This window comes from Haladaptatus caseinilyticus (assembly GCF_026248685.1).
Taxonomy (GTDB): domain Archaea; phylum Halobacteriota; class Halobacteria; order Halobacteriales; family Haladaptataceae; genus Haladaptatus; species Haladaptatus caseinilyticus.
Window position 1 is genome coordinate 127,302 of sequence record NZ_CP111041.1, and the last position, 15,604, is coordinate 142,905.

23 protein-coding genes and 1 tRNA gene are annotated in these 15,604 nt (G+C 51.7%); 11 read left to right on the plus strand and 13 right to left on the minus strand.

Annotation, left to right across the window (positions count from 1 at the left end):
• Window positions 1-8 precede the first annotated feature (8 nt).
• Window positions 9-794 (plus strand): sulfite exporter TauE/SafE family protein, encoded by a 786-nt coding sequence (locus OOF89_RS20605; RefSeq protein ID WP_266082486.1) that lies wholly within the window; start codon window positions 9-11, stop codon window positions 792-794.
• Window positions 795-999: 205 nt separating this feature from the next.
• Here OOF89_RS20605 and OOF89_RS20610 read toward each other — a convergent pair whose 3' ends face one another.
• The 4 genes from OOF89_RS20610 to OOF89_RS20625 form a co-directional block, all read right to left on the minus strand.
• On the minus strand, window positions 1,000-1,296 hold the full coding sequence (locus OOF89_RS20610; protein ID WP_266082488.1) for a hypothetical protein: 297 nt from the start codon (window positions 1,294-1,296) through the stop codon (window positions 1,000-1,002).
• A gap of 111 nt (window positions 1,297-1,407) precedes the next feature.
• Window positions 1,408-1,758, minus strand: coding sequence for a TrmB family transcriptional regulator (locus tag OOF89_RS20615; protein WP_266082490.1), 351 nt, complete (start codon window positions 1,756-1,758; stop codon window positions 1,408-1,410).
• Between the two features lie 41 nt (window positions 1,759-1,799).
• Window positions 1,800-2,183 (minus strand): hypothetical protein, encoded by a 384-nt coding sequence (locus tag OOF89_RS20620; RefSeq protein ID WP_266082492.1) that lies wholly within the window; start codon window positions 2,181-2,183, stop codon window positions 1,800-1,802.
• A 72-nt stretch (window positions 2,184-2,255) separates the two neighbouring features.
• Entirely contained in the window at window positions 2,256-2,540 is a 285-nt protein-coding gene (locus tag OOF89_RS20625; protein WP_266082494.1) for a DUF7344 domain-containing protein, read from the minus strand.
• A 386-nt stretch (window positions 2,541-2,926) separates the two neighbouring features.
• Here OOF89_RS20625 and OOF89_RS20630 point away from each other — a divergent pair, with 386 nt between their 5' ends.
• The 6 genes from OOF89_RS20630 to OOF89_RS20655 all read left to right on the plus strand — a co-directional run bounded on the left by OOF89_RS20630 (window position 2,927) and on the right by OOF89_RS20655 (window position 6,284).
• Window positions 2,927-3,256: an AbrB/MazE/SpoVT family DNA-binding domain-containing protein gene (locus OOF89_RS20630; RefSeq protein ID WP_069451581.1), complete on the plus strand. Its 330-nt coding sequence runs from the start codon at window positions 2,927-2,929 to the stop codon at window positions 3,254-3,256.
• Window positions 3,253-3,702, plus strand: a complete 450-nt coding sequence (locus OOF89_RS20635; protein ID WP_266080867.1) for a type II toxin-antitoxin system VapC family toxin — start codon at window positions 3,253-3,255, stop codon at window positions 3,700-3,702. The genes OOF89_RS20630 and OOF89_RS20635 overlap by 4 nt, the downstream gene beginning before the upstream one ends.
• Before the next feature lie 57 nt (window positions 3,703-3,759).
• Window positions 3,760-4,470 carry a phosphoglycerol geranylgeranyltransferase gene (locus OOF89_RS20640; protein ID WP_266080869.1) on the plus strand — a complete coding sequence of 237 codons (711 nt, stop codon included), beginning with the start codon at window positions 3,760-3,762 and terminating at the stop codon, window positions 4,468-4,470.
• 291 nt (window positions 4,471-4,761) lie between these two features.
• The gene (locus OOF89_RS20645; RefSeq protein WP_266082496.1) at window positions 4,762-5,325 is read left to right on the plus strand and encodes a GNAT family N-acetyltransferase; all 564 of its coding nucleotides are present in this window, start codon (window positions 4,762-4,764) and stop codon (window positions 5,323-5,325) included.
• Window positions 5,326-5,445: 120 nt separating this feature from the next.
• A complete protein-coding gene (locus OOF89_RS20650) occupies window positions 5,446-5,856 on the plus strand; it encodes a GNAT family N-acetyltransferase (protein WP_266082498.1) in 411 nt (136 codons plus the stop codon).
• 191 nt (window positions 5,857-6,047) lie between these two features.
• The gene (locus tag OOF89_RS20655) at window positions 6,048-6,284 is read left to right on the plus strand and encodes a hypothetical protein (protein ID WP_266082500.1); all 237 of its coding nucleotides are present in this window, start codon (window positions 6,048-6,050) and stop codon (window positions 6,282-6,284) included.
• 370 nt (window positions 6,285-6,654) lie between these two features.
• Here OOF89_RS20655 and OOF89_RS20660 read toward each other — a convergent pair whose 3' ends face one another.
• Window positions 6,655-6,954 carry a hypothetical protein gene (locus OOF89_RS20660; RefSeq protein ID WP_266082502.1) on the minus strand — a complete coding sequence of 100 codons (300 nt, stop codon included), beginning with the start codon at window positions 6,952-6,954 and terminating at the stop codon, window positions 6,655-6,657.
• A 505-nt stretch (window positions 6,955-7,459) separates the two neighbouring features.
• Window positions 7,460-7,669 (minus strand): SWIM zinc finger family protein, encoded by a 210-nt coding sequence (locus OOF89_RS20665; RefSeq protein WP_266082503.1) that lies wholly within the window; start codon window positions 7,667-7,669, stop codon window positions 7,460-7,462.
• A 268-nt stretch (window positions 7,670-7,937) separates the two neighbouring features.
• On the opposite strand from OOF89_RS20665, the gene OOF89_RS20670 reads away from it, so the two are divergent.
• Both OOF89_RS20670 and OOF89_RS20675 read left to right on the plus strand, forming a co-directional pair.
• Entirely contained in the window at window positions 7,938-8,102 is a 165-nt protein-coding gene (locus OOF89_RS20670) for a hypothetical protein (RefSeq protein WP_266082505.1), read from the plus strand.
• 228 nt (window positions 8,103-8,330) lie between these two features.
• Window positions 8,331-9,095, plus strand: coding sequence for a hypothetical protein (locus OOF89_RS20675; RefSeq protein ID WP_266082507.1), 765 nt, complete (start codon window positions 8,331-8,333; stop codon window positions 9,093-9,095).
• A gap of 194 nt (window positions 9,096-9,289) precedes the next feature.
• On the opposite strand, the gene OOF89_RS20680 is transcribed toward OOF89_RS20675, so the two are convergent.
• The 6 genes from OOF89_RS20680 to OOF89_RS20705 all read right to left on the minus strand — a co-directional run bounded on the left by OOF89_RS20680 (window position 9,290) and on the right by OOF89_RS20705 (window position 12,458).
• Window positions 9,290-9,574 (minus strand): SWIM zinc finger family protein, encoded by a 285-nt coding sequence (locus OOF89_RS20680; protein WP_266082509.1) that lies wholly within the window; start codon window positions 9,572-9,574, stop codon window positions 9,290-9,292.
• Between the two features lie 41 nt (window positions 9,575-9,615).
• Complete coding sequence (locus tag OOF89_RS20685; RefSeq protein ID WP_266082511.1) at window positions 9,616-10,077, minus strand: type II toxin-antitoxin system VapC family toxin; 462 nt, start codon at window positions 10,075-10,077, stop codon at window positions 9,616-9,618.
• The gene (locus tag OOF89_RS20690) at window positions 10,070-10,354 is read right to left on the minus strand and encodes an AbrB/MazE/SpoVT family DNA-binding domain-containing protein (protein ID WP_266082512.1); all 285 of its coding nucleotides are present in this window, start codon (window positions 10,352-10,354) and stop codon (window positions 10,070-10,072) included. Before OOF89_RS20690 ends, OOF89_RS20685 begins: the two co-directional genes overlap by 8 nt.
• A gap of 128 nt (window positions 10,355-10,482) precedes the next feature.
• On the minus strand, window positions 10,483-10,698 hold the full coding sequence (locus OOF89_RS20695; protein ID WP_266082514.1) for an SWIM zinc finger family protein: 216 nt from the start codon (window positions 10,696-10,698) through the stop codon (window positions 10,483-10,485).
• A 709-nt stretch (window positions 10,699-11,407) separates the two neighbouring features.
• A complete protein-coding gene (locus tag OOF89_RS20700) occupies window positions 11,408-11,668 on the minus strand; it encodes a hypothetical protein (protein WP_266082516.1) in 261 nt (86 codons plus the stop codon).
• Window positions 11,669-11,960: 292 nt separating this feature from the next.
• Window positions 11,961-12,458 (minus strand): hypothetical protein, encoded by a 498-nt coding sequence (locus tag OOF89_RS20705; protein ID WP_266082518.1) that lies wholly within the window; start codon window positions 12,456-12,458, stop codon window positions 11,961-11,963.
• 160 nt (window positions 12,459-12,618) lie between these two features.
• Between OOF89_RS20705 and OOF89_RS20710 the strand changes: the two genes are divergently transcribed.
• A tRNA-Thr gene (locus OOF89_RS20710) sits at window positions 12,619-12,692 on the plus strand.
• A gap of 867 nt (window positions 12,693-13,559) precedes the next feature.
• Here the strand turns inward: OOF89_RS20710 and OOF89_RS20715 are convergent.
• Window positions 13,560-13,886, minus strand: coding sequence for a hypothetical protein (locus OOF89_RS20715; RefSeq protein WP_266082520.1), 327 nt, complete (start codon window positions 13,884-13,886; stop codon window positions 13,560-13,562).
• 237 nt (window positions 13,887-14,123) lie between these two features.
• Here OOF89_RS20715 and OOF89_RS20720 point away from each other — a divergent pair, with 237 nt between their 5' ends.
• On the plus strand, window positions 14,124-15,485 hold the full coding sequence (locus OOF89_RS20720; RefSeq protein WP_266082522.1) for an NAD-dependent succinate-semialdehyde dehydrogenase: 1,362 nt from the start codon (window positions 14,124-14,126) through the stop codon (window positions 15,483-15,485).
• Window positions 15,486-15,604 lie beyond the last annotated feature (119 nt).

A 15,604-nucleotide genomic window follows, 5' to 3' on the forward strand; every position in this document is an offset into this window, starting at 1 on the left:
GAACTAATATGGCTGCAATCGCCGGCCTCACACTTCCAACCGTGTTCGTTTTGGTTATCGTCTCTCTCGCGGGTGGAATGGGAATTACCGCAGTCGGTCCCGGTGGCGTTTTCGTCACAGCAGCGCTGTACGCCCTACTGGATATCCCACCTGGCACCATCGCGGGTACAGCCAGCGCGACCTTCGTCGCCACGGGGCTACTCGGAACCGCCACCTATCTCCGTTCTGGCGAACTCGGCGACCGCGAGCGAACCGTCGCAGCCGGACTACTCAGCCTTGGGGGGATTGTTGGTGCACTCGTCGGTGTCCGTCTCAACGCTATGGTCTCCGGGCAACTGTTCGGTCATCTACTTGGCGTGTTCCTCACGCTTTCCGGCGTGGTCGTCTGGTACCGCGCCCGAACAACCACGGACGAGCAGCGCAAGCTCAATCCCGCTACTTGGTCGGGATGGGCCGCAATCACGGTCATCGGATTCACTGTGGGCGTCCCTGGCGGTCTGTTGGGCGTCGGCGGTCCCGTCATCGCCGTGCCGTTGCTAGTGGCCGCGGGTATTCCGATGTTACTCGCCGTGGCTCTCGCACAGGTTCAGTCGGTTTTCCTCGCGGCCGGGGCCACCGCCGGCTACGTTGCCCAGGATGCCGTTTCGTGGCCACTGGCCGTGCTGGTAGGCGTCCCAGAACTCATCGGCGTGGTTGCTGGCTGGCGCTTCGCACAGCATATCGATCCTTCCCGGCTCAAGCTCGGACTTGCGGTCCTGCTTGTCGGTCTTGGCCCGTACCTTGCGCTGTCGTAGGGAGGATATCGTAGGAAGGGGTGGAGTAATCATAGAAGGGCCATCACCTTGCATCACGCAGTTCGTTCCAAGTTGCGGATATACGGCGACCCTCAGTGCGATGACTAGGCGCCACACCGGTGTCCACCTGCTCACGCTTGTCTAATATTGTGCAGACGTGAACCAGCGTCGATGGCCACCGTTTGGGCCACAGCTGCGACGAGAGTTAGTACCGGTCGTCGCGCTCAGTGACTGTGGCAGTGCTGACGGCGAGTGCCCGGCACGCGAGTGCGACGAGTCGGTTATCGACGCCGGTGGCCCAAATCGCATGGGCACCGTTCTGGGGACTCACCGCACTGATGAGCAGCTCCGACTGATCAACCAGCACCAGTGGGCCAAGCTGGACGCTGTCGTCATTTGTGTCGAGCCAGTCGGGCCACGATTCAACCACCTCTGCGTCGGGGAGTTCCGTCAGTGCGCGCTGTTGGGTTGTCTCTGAGGTTGCGGCAATGAAAATAGCCACCCCCCGATCGCTCGCGGTGTGGAGTGCGTCCACTAACGCGTCAGTCAGGCCGTCATTCGAGCCGATCGCGAGAACGACTTCATCGCTGACATCGGTGATGAGGGCCTGCAGTCACGTCGTGATCGTCTTTGCAGTGGAGAGTGGCCACACGGTGGGCATGTCATGAGGTTCGATATCGACGGGAGTAAGGCTCTCGAGGAGGTCGTAGAGTTCGGTGATGCGGACGTCGAAGCGGTGCTGCAGAATCTGGGTCGCGACGTCGATCGGCACTGCACGATACTGCTGAGGGCTGGCGTGTTGCATATGCACAAGGTCATATGCTTGGAGCTGTTCGACCGCGTCATAGACGCGCGTTCGGGGGACGTCCGCAATCTCGCTGATGTCTTTGGCGGTCCCGTGTGGGAGGCGCATGAGTGCGACGAAGCACTCACATTCATAAACCTCTGGCTGAGAATCAGACACGATTGTAGTGAACAGAACGATTTCACTCGCATTCCACAGCGTCAAGCGTCGTCACGTATGATGGGAGTCAGTGTGCAGCTGGCGTTTCTCGCATGACAAATAGTGTTTGGAGAGTCTCGTGTTACCAAAAGGCATGATTCCCGTAGGTGGTTTGCCATTAGGGTATGCCCGGCGACTTTCTTGCCGAAGAAACCGTCTTCAATTGCAGCAATATCTACACACTCGTATAAGGATGGATCCTTGATCTCGATCGGGGCAACATCCTCGGCGACCGCGATCGCGAAGATGATTTCGGTGGTGAGATCGTGGTGGCTCTCACGTTCATACTGACCCTGTGTCACAAACGTCATGTCGGGATCGTCGAGTTCGTTTTCGTCCTGTCCAAGTTTGGTGCCATCATTGGTGTGATCATTACTTGACGTCATCTGTCATCCTCCGAGTAAACGTGTCCTAGGGAGGTATCGTTCTCGCGGTAGCGAAACCTCTGTGCAGTGCCATCAGTTATCGAGCATCTTCTCGGTCTCGTCATCGAACTCGATCACGTCCAAATCCACGAGTTTCGGAACATGGGAGTGATAGAGCGATGTATACAGCTCCTGGCGCGCGAGCGTCGCGATGTTCGTCTCTGCAGTATCAGTCTCCCAGGCAGCGAGTTTAGTCGCGAGGTCATCAAGCGACCATTCAGTCTCTTCGGCGAGTGTGTAGACGAGGTAGCGTCGTCGTGGATGTGCAATCGCCTCGAAGACGGGTTGTAATTCGAGGATGGACTCCGAGACATCCATATCAAGATCGCGCTCGGCGGCGCTCTCCTCGGTGGTTCGACTGAAATGTGTCTCCTAGTCATCGGGAGATGACTCGTCCCCCGTCATAGCCCGCTGGAGTGTGGAACCGTATTAACATTTCGGCGTAGTGTATGTTTTCCCGACCATATTGGACACATGCGCACTCAGTCCCCATATCTTACCATCTGTAAGACGTATTATGTTCCAAGCGCGACTAGTTTGAATTCCTTAATAATGACCAGCGATGCTGTCCGTCTGTCGGTAGCAGATGTGTCCACACCCGCTTAGTGCAACATGAGGCAGTGGACGGTTCTTGGGGGGCTCAATCCCCTCTCACCGTATGTTTTAATATTCTGGAAGTCATACTATCTACTCAGTAAAGAACTATGAGTAGTAAGAGTGAAAATGGCGACCACGTCGTTCGTATCAGCCGCAAAGGCCAGGCGACGATCCCCAAGTCGCTCCGGGAGAAGTACGGCATCGAAATCCCAGGCCGTGTGCGCTTCCGCGAAGAAGACGGCGAACTCGTCGTCGAGCCAGTCCCGAAACCAAGTGAACGCTTCGGGTCACTGGGGGAAGACTACGAGCGTGGCGAGGTCATTACGCACCATCGAGAGGAGCAGGCAGCTGAGCGCCAGGCAGAGGACACCGCTGACCAGCGTGACTATCAGCGCTACGTCGCTACCGACGACACAGACGAGACCACCGACGAATGAGCTATCGCTACGTTCTTGATACGGAACCTCTCCTTGCGTACTACTACGGTGAACCCGGTGGGGAGACTGTCCGCGACCTCCTGACGGATGTCTACATGGGTGAAGAGGCCGTAGCGGTCAGTGAAATCACGGCGACCGAACTGATGTACAAAATCGCCCGCTTTGAAACTGGCTCCCCACCGGGAACGCCAACAGAAGAGACACTGGCGACCGGCCGACAGGCCGTGCGTGACTTGGTGGACGGCGGTGTCACACTGTGTGCTCCCTCCGAGTCGTGGCCACTGGCAGCTGAAGTGAAAGGAGCGGGAGGGATCGCGCTCGGCGATGCATATGCTGTGGCGCTTGCGGTTGCCGAAGATGCAACGCTTCTGGTCGGTGCTGACGACGATTTCACGGAGCTCGTCGTAGATGTATCGGTCGAACGGATCCGGACAGAGCCAGCGTGACACGTGGGAGACGAACAGACGGAAAGCGGTTTGCGTATCTCCGTACTACATTGAGGTATGGCGGCTGCGTGGGCACAGTGGGACCACATTGCGAAGGTTGACCCGGATAAAGCACTCCACGATGAGGATACTTACGCTAGCATTGCTGACACGGGGACCGACGCAATCATCATCGGTGGCACCACGAACGTCACCGAAGCCCGTGTTCAACCGATTCTTGATGCGCTTTCTGCTACCGAAATTCCCATCTTCGTCGAGCCAACCTACCGTCCGTCGTCATCTCATACCGAGGGACTCTCTGGGTACCTGCTTCCGATCGTTCTGAACGCCGATGACCCACTGTGGATCACAGGAGCACACCACGAATGGGTTCGCTCATCTGATCCTGAGTGGGACTACGTCCAGCCAGAAGCCTATATCGTCCTGAATCCGGCGTCATCAGTTGCGACGCTCACCCAAGCAGACTGTGGTCTTGATACGGATGACGTCGTTGCGTATGCTGAACTCGCTGAGCAGGTCCTCAGCCAAGAAATCGTCTATCTCGAGTATTCTGGCATGCTTGGTGATCCAGCTGTTGTCGCTGCCACACGAGATGCGCTCTCATCAGCGCAGCTCTTCTATGGTGGGGGGATTCACGACTATAATTCGGCCTACGAAATGGCAAGTGTCGCAGACACGGTCATCGTCGGTGATGTGCTCCATGAGGCCGGTATCGAGGTGGTCGAGGCAACTGTTCGTGGAACAAGGGATGCAAAGCACGACTCGTAATCCTGTGCTCTCTCCCATTGTAGTGGTGAGGAACAGAGAGAAAGAGCCGGTAATCAGTCGTCCATAGGCTAGTTTGAGCTACTAACCAATGCTGTCTCGGCCCATCTAAATTTAGTTGCGATTTGACTCCAGAGTGGGTCGGGCATAGTACACTTGGTTGTCGGAACTCAAGCAATCAACACAGTAATCCACTGCTTTGGTCTTAAAGAAATATTGATGATGTCTCTGTTATCAGTCATCAAATAATAAAGTGGAGGTATTTACCGAGATTCATCATTACTAGTGATACGGATGCCCGGCCCAGCATATCTCCGCAGCGATTCACTTACCCTGTGTACAGTCGAAGAGGAAGATCTCGCATTTATACAAGAAGGATTCAATGATCCACGGATCCGCAAAAACATTGGAAGATATACTCCCTCAAATCACGCGCAACAACAGACGCATCTCGAAGAGCGAATTACCGAGGGCGAAAACAGCATCTACTTTCTCATCTGTGTCGATGAGACGCCAATCGGGCTCATCTGGCTGTTCTCACTTGACTATCAGCGAGGGAAGGGGGAAATCGGCCTCTGGATTACACCAGACGAATGGGGCAACGGCTACGGAACAGACGCGGTGGCACTCATTGTCGAATATGGATTCAAGCAGCTGCGTCTCCACAAACTCATCGCACGCGTCCAAGAATCGAATGCTGCCTCCAAACAGATCTGGGACTCACTTGGCTTTACAGAGGAAGGGTTTCAGCGCGACGAATTCTATTCCGATGGTGAGTATGTGAGCTACTATTACTTTGGAATCCTCGCCGATGAATGGGATAGAGACTCTGTGAATGCTAACGTGGATTTCACATGATTTAGGGATACTAGACGTGTTTTATTATCTCATCTAAAAGTGAACATTCACACATCTCTAAAAGGGAGATCAATACTGACTACCGTTCACTTTTTCCTGTTCCCATCTATATGAATGCATATGGATATTCGTGTGTTAGAAGCGGAGAGTGAACGTCGAGAGGCAGCCCTACTTCTCCAGCAGCTCTGGACTGATCGTGACCGTGACGAAATTGTTGCGTGGACAGGTGAGGAAGAGTACCACTTATTCGGTGGTTTTGTTGACGACGAACTTATCGGGGTCGCGGGCGTCGTAATTCGAGAAATGCTCCATCATAGTCGCCATGCCTGGCTCTACGATCTGGTTGTCAACGAATCCCGAAGAGAAGAGGGATACGGAACGGAACTCATCCGATTCGTTGAACAGTGGGCGAGCGAGAATGAGTGTGAATACGTTGCGTTGGCGTCACCACTCGCGAAAGAGGAAATCCACCAGTACTACGAAAGCCGAGAGTACAACAGGTGGGGGTACGTTATCGAGAAGGAGCTCTAACGTGAATCAGACGATCGTTCTGCGACTAACTGTTTATTTGTTTCTTTGAGCTCATATCGACCTATCTACAATCGAAAGGGCAAGGGTGTTGATCGGGAGTGTTCGCCTCCGACTAGTTGCTCGCAGGTTAGTATGAAATACTAACCAATATCGCCCACCGATTTAACGACGTCCGGACACTACCACTCGATATGAGCGAGAATGCCGCAATCATCGCTCGGATAATCGAGCATAACACGGGCGGACAGAACCGTCCGACAATTGATCGCGACCACATCGGTGTGATTGCAACTCAGCATAGTCGCTTTGACGGCGATATTGACGATTCAATAGCCGAGGCCCTTGCTGAAGGATACATCAAAGAGCAGGACGATGAGTACGTCGCGACAGAGAAAGTGTTGGATCTCGTTCCCGGTACTACTCGCTAGCTAGTCGTTCGGTCTGCCTGCGTTTTGAGCTCTTCCCGCCTCTCACTCTTTCTTCAACGATCCTGTTAGTATACAATGCTAACGAAGGCATCTGAAAATTTAAATACCTCTTTCAATTCACTCAGTTACGTACGTAAAACTTATCTTGATTTGTGTAATAACGTATTCTAGAAACAACGCCTGCACCGAAACGCCAGTGATTCCTCCTATGACACCACCAACCGCTGATACAGATGACCACGAATCGCATAGTCGACGGGCGTTTCTCGCGACAACCGCTAGTCTCGGTTTTGCGTCACTGTCCGGATGTGTGTACGGCAGTGGAATTGGTGCGGTAGATAATGGATCGAACAGTACCAATAGTGCGAATTCAACAGGTGGCACACCATCGGGACTCGATCCGACGAACTATGCCGACCAGTTCAAGCACCGAGTCAACATCACGAAGAAAGGTGCAGACAACACGGGGAAGCAAGCGATTGATGATGTTCTCGACCGTGTGATCGACAACGATACACTCGTCTACTTCCCACCCAGTCGGTACAAGCTCAATACGAACCATCGCCACGTTGGACTCCGTAACCTCGGAATTATCGGGCAGAACGCGGTCCTCACGCACGGGCGTGTAGACACGATCGAGGGGTTCGATGTCACCAAGGGCGAGTACCATGGCCCTGCTCAGCATTTCAAAATAGGAGTCCCTGATACACCGCACAAGGGACGCTTCGTGTTCGGTGGGTTCACAGTTGATTGGCGGGGGAAGAACGAAGGGATGCAGATTTTGAATCATTATACCGCCGGGAAATCGGTGATTCAGAACATTCGGCAAGTCGGCATGCACTCACTGGGATGCCAAGGGCCATTCCGACTGAATCCAGCAACTTATTATAATCACTATGGCGTTCCCAGATTCATTCTTCGTTGTCCTTGGAATCGTATGGTTCATAGCACTCATAGTAAGCTATGGTGGATACCGTACTGGACGAATGACATCCAAACGTGCAAAACAGGGGATGGGAATGTCTCTTATCTGGATTTTATTTGTAGTTCTTCGGTTAATCGGGAACCTCCTTGTTGTTTCACTAACAATTGTGCTCACGGCAGGACTGTACTTGTTATATTTTCACGACTGGAACGAGTCAGCAGAAATCAATTGATTCCCACTGTGGTTTAGATTAGTTCGGCAGTTCTTTCCGTCCCGTTCGCACGCATGGCCAGCACGGGAAGTCCCCGAGACCGTCACAGTCGCAGTCCTCTGGTTCGGTATCGTTGTCGTCCTTGGAGGGGAAAACGTCGAGCGTCCCGTCGTCAGTCGCGTTTTCGACGGCGGCCATGTGTTTGCAGAAGGCATTGCGGTGGACGTGATGCGGGCACATGCAGGCCATCAGTTCGTGCGTCACGTCGTCGATGGAGACGGTGTACTGATGGGTTGCGGGGTTCTCGTGGCTCTCGTTGGTGACTTCGATGAGTCCGGGGGCATTGACGTCGAAGGCGAATTGGTCGGCCTGTGCGCGTTTCTGTGCCGTCTCGTCAGCTTTAAGGGCTGCAGACGGTTGTGTCCTCGTTATCGGATCAGTTGTTCATGGATTTGTGCATACCCTCAGATCGGTGAATACAGCCTGTTTATTAGGTGGTATGACAAATTGAAGCCCTATGTCTTCAGATCAAGATGAAAATGGATCAGAGAGGAAGATGGGAGCTGGAATCGCAGTTGGGATCGCACTTGGAGCCGGTATCGGAGTTGCAATGGATGACATAGCAATGGGGATCGCAATTGGGCTGGTTCTGGGAATTGCAATGGGATCAGCGTGGGAGTGAAAACAATACTAAAGCGATATTTAGTTAAACGCGAATAGCTTTGTGAGGTCGTACTCTTGGGACAGCTTCGGGAAATACGAGGCCGTGTTGAGATGAAGAAGTATGAACGCGATACGTACCTCCATTCAGCGAAGTAAAAACGGAAGGCTAAAAAGCTGATTAACGGAAACAAACAACGAAGCTGTGCGCCCATTTCGAGCTGAAGAGTCGACCTACGAGCGATCCATTGTGATCGATGCAAGTACCGTAGGAAACGTTACTGTCACAGTTGCTGCGTATGCAGAACGAACGGACGAAATTGCGGTTCTCGATAGTCTGTATACCGCTGCTGATGGACACAACTTCTTCCCGTTTCGAGACAAATCCCACAATCTCAACCACGAGGACAGTATCGACCTTTTTGAAAACGTTATCGTTGCTAATGGGCATCGATTGAAGGCAACAGCTCATCTGGGACATGACGGTTCAGATCAGGAGCGAGTAGAAGCCGTCCAATCGGCAATTCTCGTCGAAGAACTGCAAACACCAGAGACATTAGTGATCCTCGACGGCAATGAAGATAAAGCGAATCGATTTGGCAATGCTATTCGCGGGATCTCATCTAGCATACCACCGATTGCGACCTGCATTCAGTCAGAACTCTATTACCCGACAGCCCTCCTTGCTGATCTGTGTGCCAGCCATCTCGCACATGTAATCGAACACCCCCGTCATTGCGCCACTGTAGAACCACCTGCACCAATTTCGAAAGAGGTGTATCACAACCACTGGGGTAAAGCATACAATTCGATGGTGAACTCATCACATCGGGTTGCAACAGAGTCGCTTGAACAGCGTCGTGCAGATACCGTTAGTCAACGTGTCTGTTGCTGGTTTGAAGGCTACATGGGTGGCGGAGAGCCATATTCGTTTGAGCAATCGTTACAGCCGATTATCCGGTATGTGCGCGATAGCGGGTATGAAGAACTGGCAATGCAACTCTCTGGGATTTAGAAACAGGTGCATTTCCTGTGCCCACGTCCGTCGTCAACGCCCATTGGTTTGCACCGCCGGGCTTCCGGGGCATGGTCACACAGGCTCCACGCAGCACCTTTGCGCTCGTTTATACAGAAGAACTGATGGCATATAGACGTTTGGATGAACGACAGTATAACCGTGGACTGGAACAATAGACAAGCCGAACGGGGTTAGTTTGGCAGTTCTTTCTGTCCTGTTTGCACGCATGGCCAGCACGGGAAGTCACCGAGGCCGTCACAGTCGCAGTTGTCTGGTTCGTCTTCGTCCTCCGAGGGGAAGGCGTTGAGCGTCCCGTCGTCCGTCGCGGTTTCGACGGCGGCCATGTGTTTGCAGAAGGCGTTGCGGTGGACGTGATGCGGGCACGTGCAGGCCATCAGTTCGTTGGTCACATCGTCGATGGAGACTATGTACTGGTGGTCTGCGGGGTTCTCGTGGTTCTCGTTGGTGACGTTCATCTAGCAAAACTTACCATCGAAATTGAGCTACTGTAAAAAAATTAATAGCCCAGAAACTCGTTAAGTGTTCTAAATTCCTCAGGGGAAAGGATAACTTCGGTGGTTAGCTCATCGAGCCGATCGAAGTCATCATCTAAGGTGAGTATTGTTTCCGCTCCCTCCTCAATAGCAACTTGTGCATAGTACCCATCCCAGCCATCGATATTCATCTCACCTGCATACTCAAAGCCAGCTCGAACAGTGTCTTCAGCAAGTTCCTCGTACCAATGAACCCGCTTTGCATCCATGAATCGTTGCATGAGCGCAGAGGCTCTCTCGTTCGAGAAACCATAAATAGATGAGAGGATGTGATGAGCGCCAATAAGAGATGCATGCGGGACAATTGCCTGTATCTCCCCAGCAATTGCTTGTCGGACGTAGGTGAGCGCCACATCGCTGACTGGCGTCCCTGCATGTGCGAGGGCAGTTACTCCAACATCGAATAGATACGGTTCATCACTCATCGCTCGTCTCTTCGCTATTTGCTTGCCGTCGAATAGTGTCGACGTGGTGCTTGGCTTCGACATCTAGCTCGTCGTATTCGGATTGGTCTCTGTGTGCTGCGGCATCTTCGATGATCGTTTCGAGATCAGCGATGATTTGATCGGGTTTGTCCTCCGGTTCGATAACTGCTTTCCCGTCTTCTTCGTGGATTTCGACTTCGGTACCGGGTGTAATTCCGAGCCGTCGGCGGACGTTTTGTGGGAGAACAATTCGTCCCTTTGAGTCTACTTTGCTCATGTTCCCACATACAGTGGGAATGAGCTTAACCATTGTGCCTCACATAGTATTTTCGTTACTTCCGCCGAAGTCATTAAACGAAAAAAGGAGGTTGAGTAAGGTTAGTTCGGTAGTTCTTTTCGTCCCGTTCACACGCACGGCCAGCACGGGAAGCCACCGAGGCCATCACAGTCGCAGTCGTCGGGTTCGACATCGTTGTCGTCCTCGGACGGGAAGGCATCGAGCGTTTCCTCTTCGGTTGCGTTTTCGACGGCGGCCATGTGTTTGCAGAATGCGTTCCGATGGACGTGATGCGGACAGGTGCAGGCCATCAGTTCGTGCGTCACGTCGTCGATGGAGACCACGTATTGGTGGCTTGCGGGGTTCTCGTGGCTCTTGTTGGTGACTTTGATGAGTCTGTGGGCATCGGCGTCGCAGGAGATTTGTTCGGTCTGTGCGCGGTTCTGTGCCGTCTCAGCAATGTCATGGGTTGCGGATGATTACAATATGATCTTCCTTGAAAAGCGTCGTATTGAGAAGGTGCTTGCTGTGGTCAGAAATCAATGCCAGAATCAGCGGGTAGTGATTAATGTTTCTGACAAAGCGATCACGAAATAGTTCTTAGACAATATGGGAGATACTGATTGTAATGAGCCCAATTCCAAGGAATCGATACACCCAGATCATTCGTTGAGATGGCTCATCCGAAGTAGAGGCAAATTTGAGTTCATATCGATGGACTGTCCTTGGAGCAATGATATATGCAAGTCCGAGTAAGCCCGTCGCGATAGCAGCAAGCTGTATGATGAAATTCACAGCATTTTGTTTCAGATGCACATATAAATTGTTTGTTCTATTTAGTTAATAAATGAAGTAAAAAAACCAGATTCAGTTGAGACGTATCCGCCCGATGTTGACGATCCGTGGGCGTACTATGCGGCCGAACATGAACACGTCTGGGAGGGGTTTGCGACAGACTATCTCCAACGAGCGGGGGCCCCTGAATTGCTTACGCAGAGGGATGATGGGAAACGCGTCTTCGTAAATCGATTATGACCCAATCGTTATGGTTCCTTAGTCCCGAGTTAGTAGTATGATTGTGACCATATAGTGGTTCAGAAGGATTCGAGCAGTTAGGACGAGATATGATGCGTTTGCGAAGTATCGGGGGAGAGTGAACGCGACGAGCAGGGACGATTTGCGGAGCAAACGAGCGATGACGATATTCTTCGGGTGATTCGTGAGTCCGAGTTTCCGGCGGTGACCGCTTGGTGGGTCGCAGATACGGTGGAGATGGAGCGGCGGCCAGTGCATCAGCGGCTCGAGGAGTTGCATGAGCGAGGTGAGTTAGAACGGGGGAAAGTGAGTCCACGGGTGGTTATTTGGTGGATTCCAGGAGGGTGGAGAGTAAATTAGCGTACTTCTCATGAGAACAGTCATCAGCTCGGATGTAGTGGAGTCACTGCTGATCGATCCATCAGGTCCCAGACCACAAAGTCTAATATGGCACTATCTCGTAGTACGGCACATGCCCGTGAATGAAGATGCGCAGCGTCGGATGAACAAGGACGTCCGAGAAAACTCTGCACTGTATGCAGCGCTCGCTGACGCTGACGACGACGAATAACTACTTTTTCGCGTATTCTAACACATCGTCAAAATAGCGCCGCCAGACGTCATAGAGCGGATCTTTCTGATAAATATCTGCAAGAGTAATTGTTGGTAGTTCACCTCGAACAGTGTGCGATTCGTCTCTCACTTGCCGAGTTCGTTCTGGATCCCAGTCACCCGGAGGAAGATCGTTTTCGGCCATAATCTCACGAAGGATAACGACACCCGTTCGGTGATTTGCATCCGGGAAAAAGTGCTTACCGACGAACGCTTGCATCCACAAAGCGCATTGGTCGTGGAGTGGTTCGTCGTATGGAAATCGTTGCAGGAGTTTTTTGATATCCCCATTTCTCACGACCCAAATATCATGTCGAAGTCGATGATCAAGAAGTCCTTGTCCAACGTGATACTCCATCCCATCCTGTTCCAGGAAATGCGTATTTTGGAGCTTGATGTCCTCCGGATTGAGAAAGGAGAGATTCTCTATCTTGGTGGGGGAGTTATCGGGGGACACAAGCTGTCTTTTATTGGTATTGGGTCAAAGAGCTTTCCCAGTGGCGGTGGAGATCAAGAGTTTCGAGCCATCTGTTCTACCAACAGGTTGTCTCTATCATCGTCCCTACTACAAGCTCGAAAGGAGAAGGCCTTTGTTGGATGCGTTTTGATGTCGAGGTGCCTTGGTAGCTCAGGCTGGCAGAGCAACTCCTTTGTAAGGAGTCGGTCGAGAGTTCAAATCTCTCCTAAGGCTTTCTGTTACGGTTTGTGCACCCGCATGTGAGAGAAAACTCCCTGAGATTGCATGTGGTTAGTATAATCTACTAACGATAGCATTTCTTAGTCGGTGCACTGCCTCTCCTATCGTCATTTTGCACGGTCGTTGCGGATTTAACGTTCTCCATGTGTTTGAGGCAGATCTCGGAGAATCTAAGATAGAGGACTACCTTTATTAGAGTTCTGAGAAAATGAATATTTAGTTGACTTAATGAGCCCTCAGGCCTCACTGCTTCAGTCGCGCTTACAAACTACACGTCAAGAGCAACGCGATTTCCTTGGCTGGCTTCTCATTGCGGTACTTACGACAGGAATCACGCTATCCCTCGGATTACCGCTTACACGGACGCTTCCAGTTGTAAGTGTGTTCGCTCTCGGGAAGCTACTCGATCTGCTGATCGGTGTCTTTGCCTTCCCCAAAGTGCTCGAAAGTCTTGTCCCAGGGCTTGTGCTCTTGGGTTTGAGTGGATGGCTCTTCTTCAATGATGGTTCATCGTTGGTTATGATTGGAACCGCCTTTGCGAGCGGTTGGATTCTGCATAGCGCTGTTCACTCCTTTGGTGATCCGCAAAATGATAAATGAGACAGGTGAGCGAATTGGGCTGACGTTCCCTTGTGATCCGCGCAGATACACACGGCCAGCACGGGAAGCCACCGAGGCCGTCACAGTCATAGTCTATTGATTCGACCCTTCGAAGGATTGCACCGAAGCTCGTCGGGTGATCTGGACATAACCGAAATAGCGGTCGTTTATTGTATAGGTGATCGCTATTTACTGGAGACACTACACCAAACAAAGAAGTCACTCAGAATATAATCTGCTTACGGTTTCGATTGAGTGACGTTATTCGAATTCGTCGTTGGGATGCGCATAGAGCAATTCGCTCTCACCATCATCATAATCACTCTCAGGTCCTCCGATGATGAGATCTAGCTCCCGGGGGACGCCACCGACCTCGATTGTCTCCGGATAGCGCCCGTCATATTCGAATTCGTCCATAGCATCGAAGCTCTCGAATGCAAGGACAACATCGACGTCGCTCTCCCGTGTGACTTCCTTCGTCGGGTTCACAAAACTGCCCGTGAGCCACGCACTGAGAAGGCAATCTTCGTTAACTCCAAGTGCATCTCGGATCTGTGGCCACGTTGGCTTGCGTTCGTTATTGGCCATTGTAGTGGACGTGTCGGTAATTGGTTACTGTGATACAGGCACTAAATCGCGATGCCGGAACCAGACATCGATTCGTCGAACTGAGAATTCAATTGAAATTCGATGTTAGATAGACAAAACCACTTTCAAAATTCGAATATACCGTGATATCGTAACCAATTTTGGTTACGTCGCGGCGGTAGTTTTATATCTATATACGAGTACAATATTTGTAGACGTCATCAACGGAAAGAAAACATGAATGTTGTGAATCCAGCAACCGGAAAACAGGTCAAAACGTACGAAGACGACGACATTACTGATGCAAAGGCTGCGCTTGAAACTGCGTCAGCTGCGTTTGATTCGTGGCGGACTCGCCCACTCAGGGAACGGGAGTTACTCCTCGCGAATGTTGCGGAGATCCTCCGAGAGAACTCACAGAAGTACGCCGAGTTAATGGCTCAAGAGATGGGCAAGCCGATCACACAGGCGAAAGCGGAGATCGAGAAGTGTGAGTGGGTCTGCAATCATTATGCAGAGCATGCAGACACCTACCTCGAAGATGAGTATCACCCAAGTCCTGCTGGTTCTACTGTTAAAACATCGTACGAACCATTAGGTGTCGTTCTCGCTGTTATGCCGTGGAACTTTCCGTTTTGGCAGGTGTTCCGATTTGCGGCCCCATATCTCACTGCAGGAAATGTTGGAATTTTGAAGCACGCTTCTAACGTACCAGGATGTGCAGTGGTTATCGAGGAAATTTTCCGTGAAGCGGGGTATCCTGAAGGTGTTTTTCAATCCCTACTTCTTCCCTCTTCGTATATTGATGAACTACTTGCTGATGACCGGGTGAAAGCCGCGACCCTTACCGGAAGTGGCCCGGCTGGTCGAGCCATCGCATCGACAGCTGGTGAGCATCTCAAGAAAACCGTTCTCGAACTCGGAGGAAGTGGCCCATTCGTCGTACTTGCTGACGCAGATTTAGATAATGCTGCAGAAACTGGTGCATGGGCACGTAACCAGAACGGGGGTCAATCATGTATCGCTGCCAAACGGTTCATTGTTCACGAAGATGTCTACGACGACTTCCTACCTCGTCTAACGGACGAATTCGAATCACTGACCATCGGTGATCCGATGAAAGAGGACACCGACATCGGTTCACAAGCAAGGCATGATTTAATGGAAGAACTCCACCAGCAAGTGACCGAAAGCATTGACGCTGGCGCTACGCTCCATCTTGGAGGAGAACCACTTGACCGGGATGGGGCATTCTACCCGCCCACTATACTTACAGATATCCCAGAGGGTTGCCCAGCAGATACGGAAGAATTGTTTGGCCCTGTGGCGGCGATCTATCGTGTCTCTAATGAGGATGACGCAATCAAAAAAGCAAATGACACTGAATTTGGACTCGGTGCCAGTATTTGGACAGAGGATCGGGAGCATGGGACACAACTTTCACGCCAAATCGACGCTGGCTGTGTATACGTTAATCAACTTGTGAAATCAGATCCACGTGTTCCCTTTGGTGGCATCAACGATTCTGGGTATGGTCGTGAACTCTCTGAGATCGGCATTCAAGAGTTCGTCAATAAGAAGACCGTTTGGGTGGAGTAACTAACGCGCGGAATTTTATATCGGCCACGAACTCCACTTGGCCTTTTTGTTGGCTTGTGGTCACTTCCGCCACCTCGTGGAAGGTCATAATCGAATAGCCACCTTGACAATGCACAACC

Bases quoted from the DNA above. Each gene is read 5' to 3' on its own strand.
- OOF89_RS20700 (WP_266082516.1), bottom strand. From the start codon at position 11,668: ATGCAACTCCTCGAGCCGCTGATGCACTGGCCGCCGCTCCATCTCCAC.
- OOF89_RS20640 (WP_266080869.1), top strand. From the start codon at position 3,760: ATGGCGGCTGCGTGGGCACAGTGGGACCACATTGCGAAGGTTGACCCG.
- OOF89_RS20720 (WP_266082522.1), top strand. From the start codon at position 14,124: ATGAATGTTGTGAATCCAGCAACCGGAAAACAGGTCAAAACGTACGAA.
- OOF89_RS20625 (WP_266082494.1), bottom strand. From the start codon at position 2,540: ATGGATGTCTCGGAGTCCATCCTCGAATTACAACCCGTCTTCGAGGCG.
- OOF89_RS20655 (WP_266082500.1), top strand. From the start codon at position 6,048: ATGAGCGAGAATGCCGCAATCATCGCTCGGATAATCGAGCATAACACG.
- OOF89_RS20630 (WP_069451581.1), top strand. From the start codon at position 2,927: ATGAGTAGTAAGAGTGAAAATGGCGACCACGTCGTTCGTATCAGCCGC.
- OOF89_RS20670 (WP_266082505.1), top strand. From the start codon at position 7,938: ATGTCTTCAGATCAAGATGAAAATGGATCAGAGAGGAAGATGGGAGCT.
- OOF89_RS20620 (WP_266082492.1), bottom strand. From the start codon at position 2,183: ATGACGTCAAGTAATGATCACACCAATGATGGCACCAAACTTGGACAG.
- OOF89_RS20715 (WP_266082520.1), bottom strand. From the start codon at position 13,886: ATGGCCAATAACGAACGCAAGCCAACGTGGCCACAGATCCGAGATGCA.
- OOF89_RS20685 (WP_266082511.1), bottom strand. From the start codon at position 10,077: ATGAGTGATGAACCGTATCTATTCGATGTTGGAGTAACTGCCCTCGCA.
- OOF89_RS20645 (WP_266082496.1), top strand. From the start codon at position 4,762: ATGCCCGGCCCAGCATATCTCCGCAGCGATTCACTTACCCTGTGTACA.
- OOF89_RS20650 (WP_266082498.1), top strand. From the start codon at position 5,446: ATGGATATTCGTGTGTTAGAAGCGGAGAGTGAACGTCGAGAGGCAGCC.
- OOF89_RS20660 (WP_266082502.1), bottom strand. From the start codon at position 6,954: ATGGTACTCGCCCTTGGTGACATCGAACCCCTCGATCGTGTCTACACG.
- OOF89_RS20665 (WP_266082503.1), bottom strand. From the start codon at position 7,669: ATGGCCTGCATGTGCCCGCATCACGTCCACCGCAATGCCTTCTGCAAA.
- OOF89_RS20680 (WP_266082509.1), bottom strand. From the start codon at position 9,574: ATGAACGTCACCAACGAGAACCACGAGAACCCCGCAGACCACCAGTAC.
- OOF89_RS20635 (WP_266080867.1), top strand. From the start codon at position 3,253: ATGAGCTATCGCTACGTTCTTGATACGGAACCTCTCCTTGCGTACTAC.
- OOF89_RS20605 (WP_266082486.1), top strand. From the start codon at position 9: ATGGCTGCAATCGCCGGCCTCACACTTCCAACCGTGTTCGTTTTGGTT.
- OOF89_RS20690 (WP_266082512.1), bottom strand. From the start codon at position 10,354: ATGAGCAAAGTAGACTCAAAGGGACGAATTGTTCTCCCACAAAACGTC.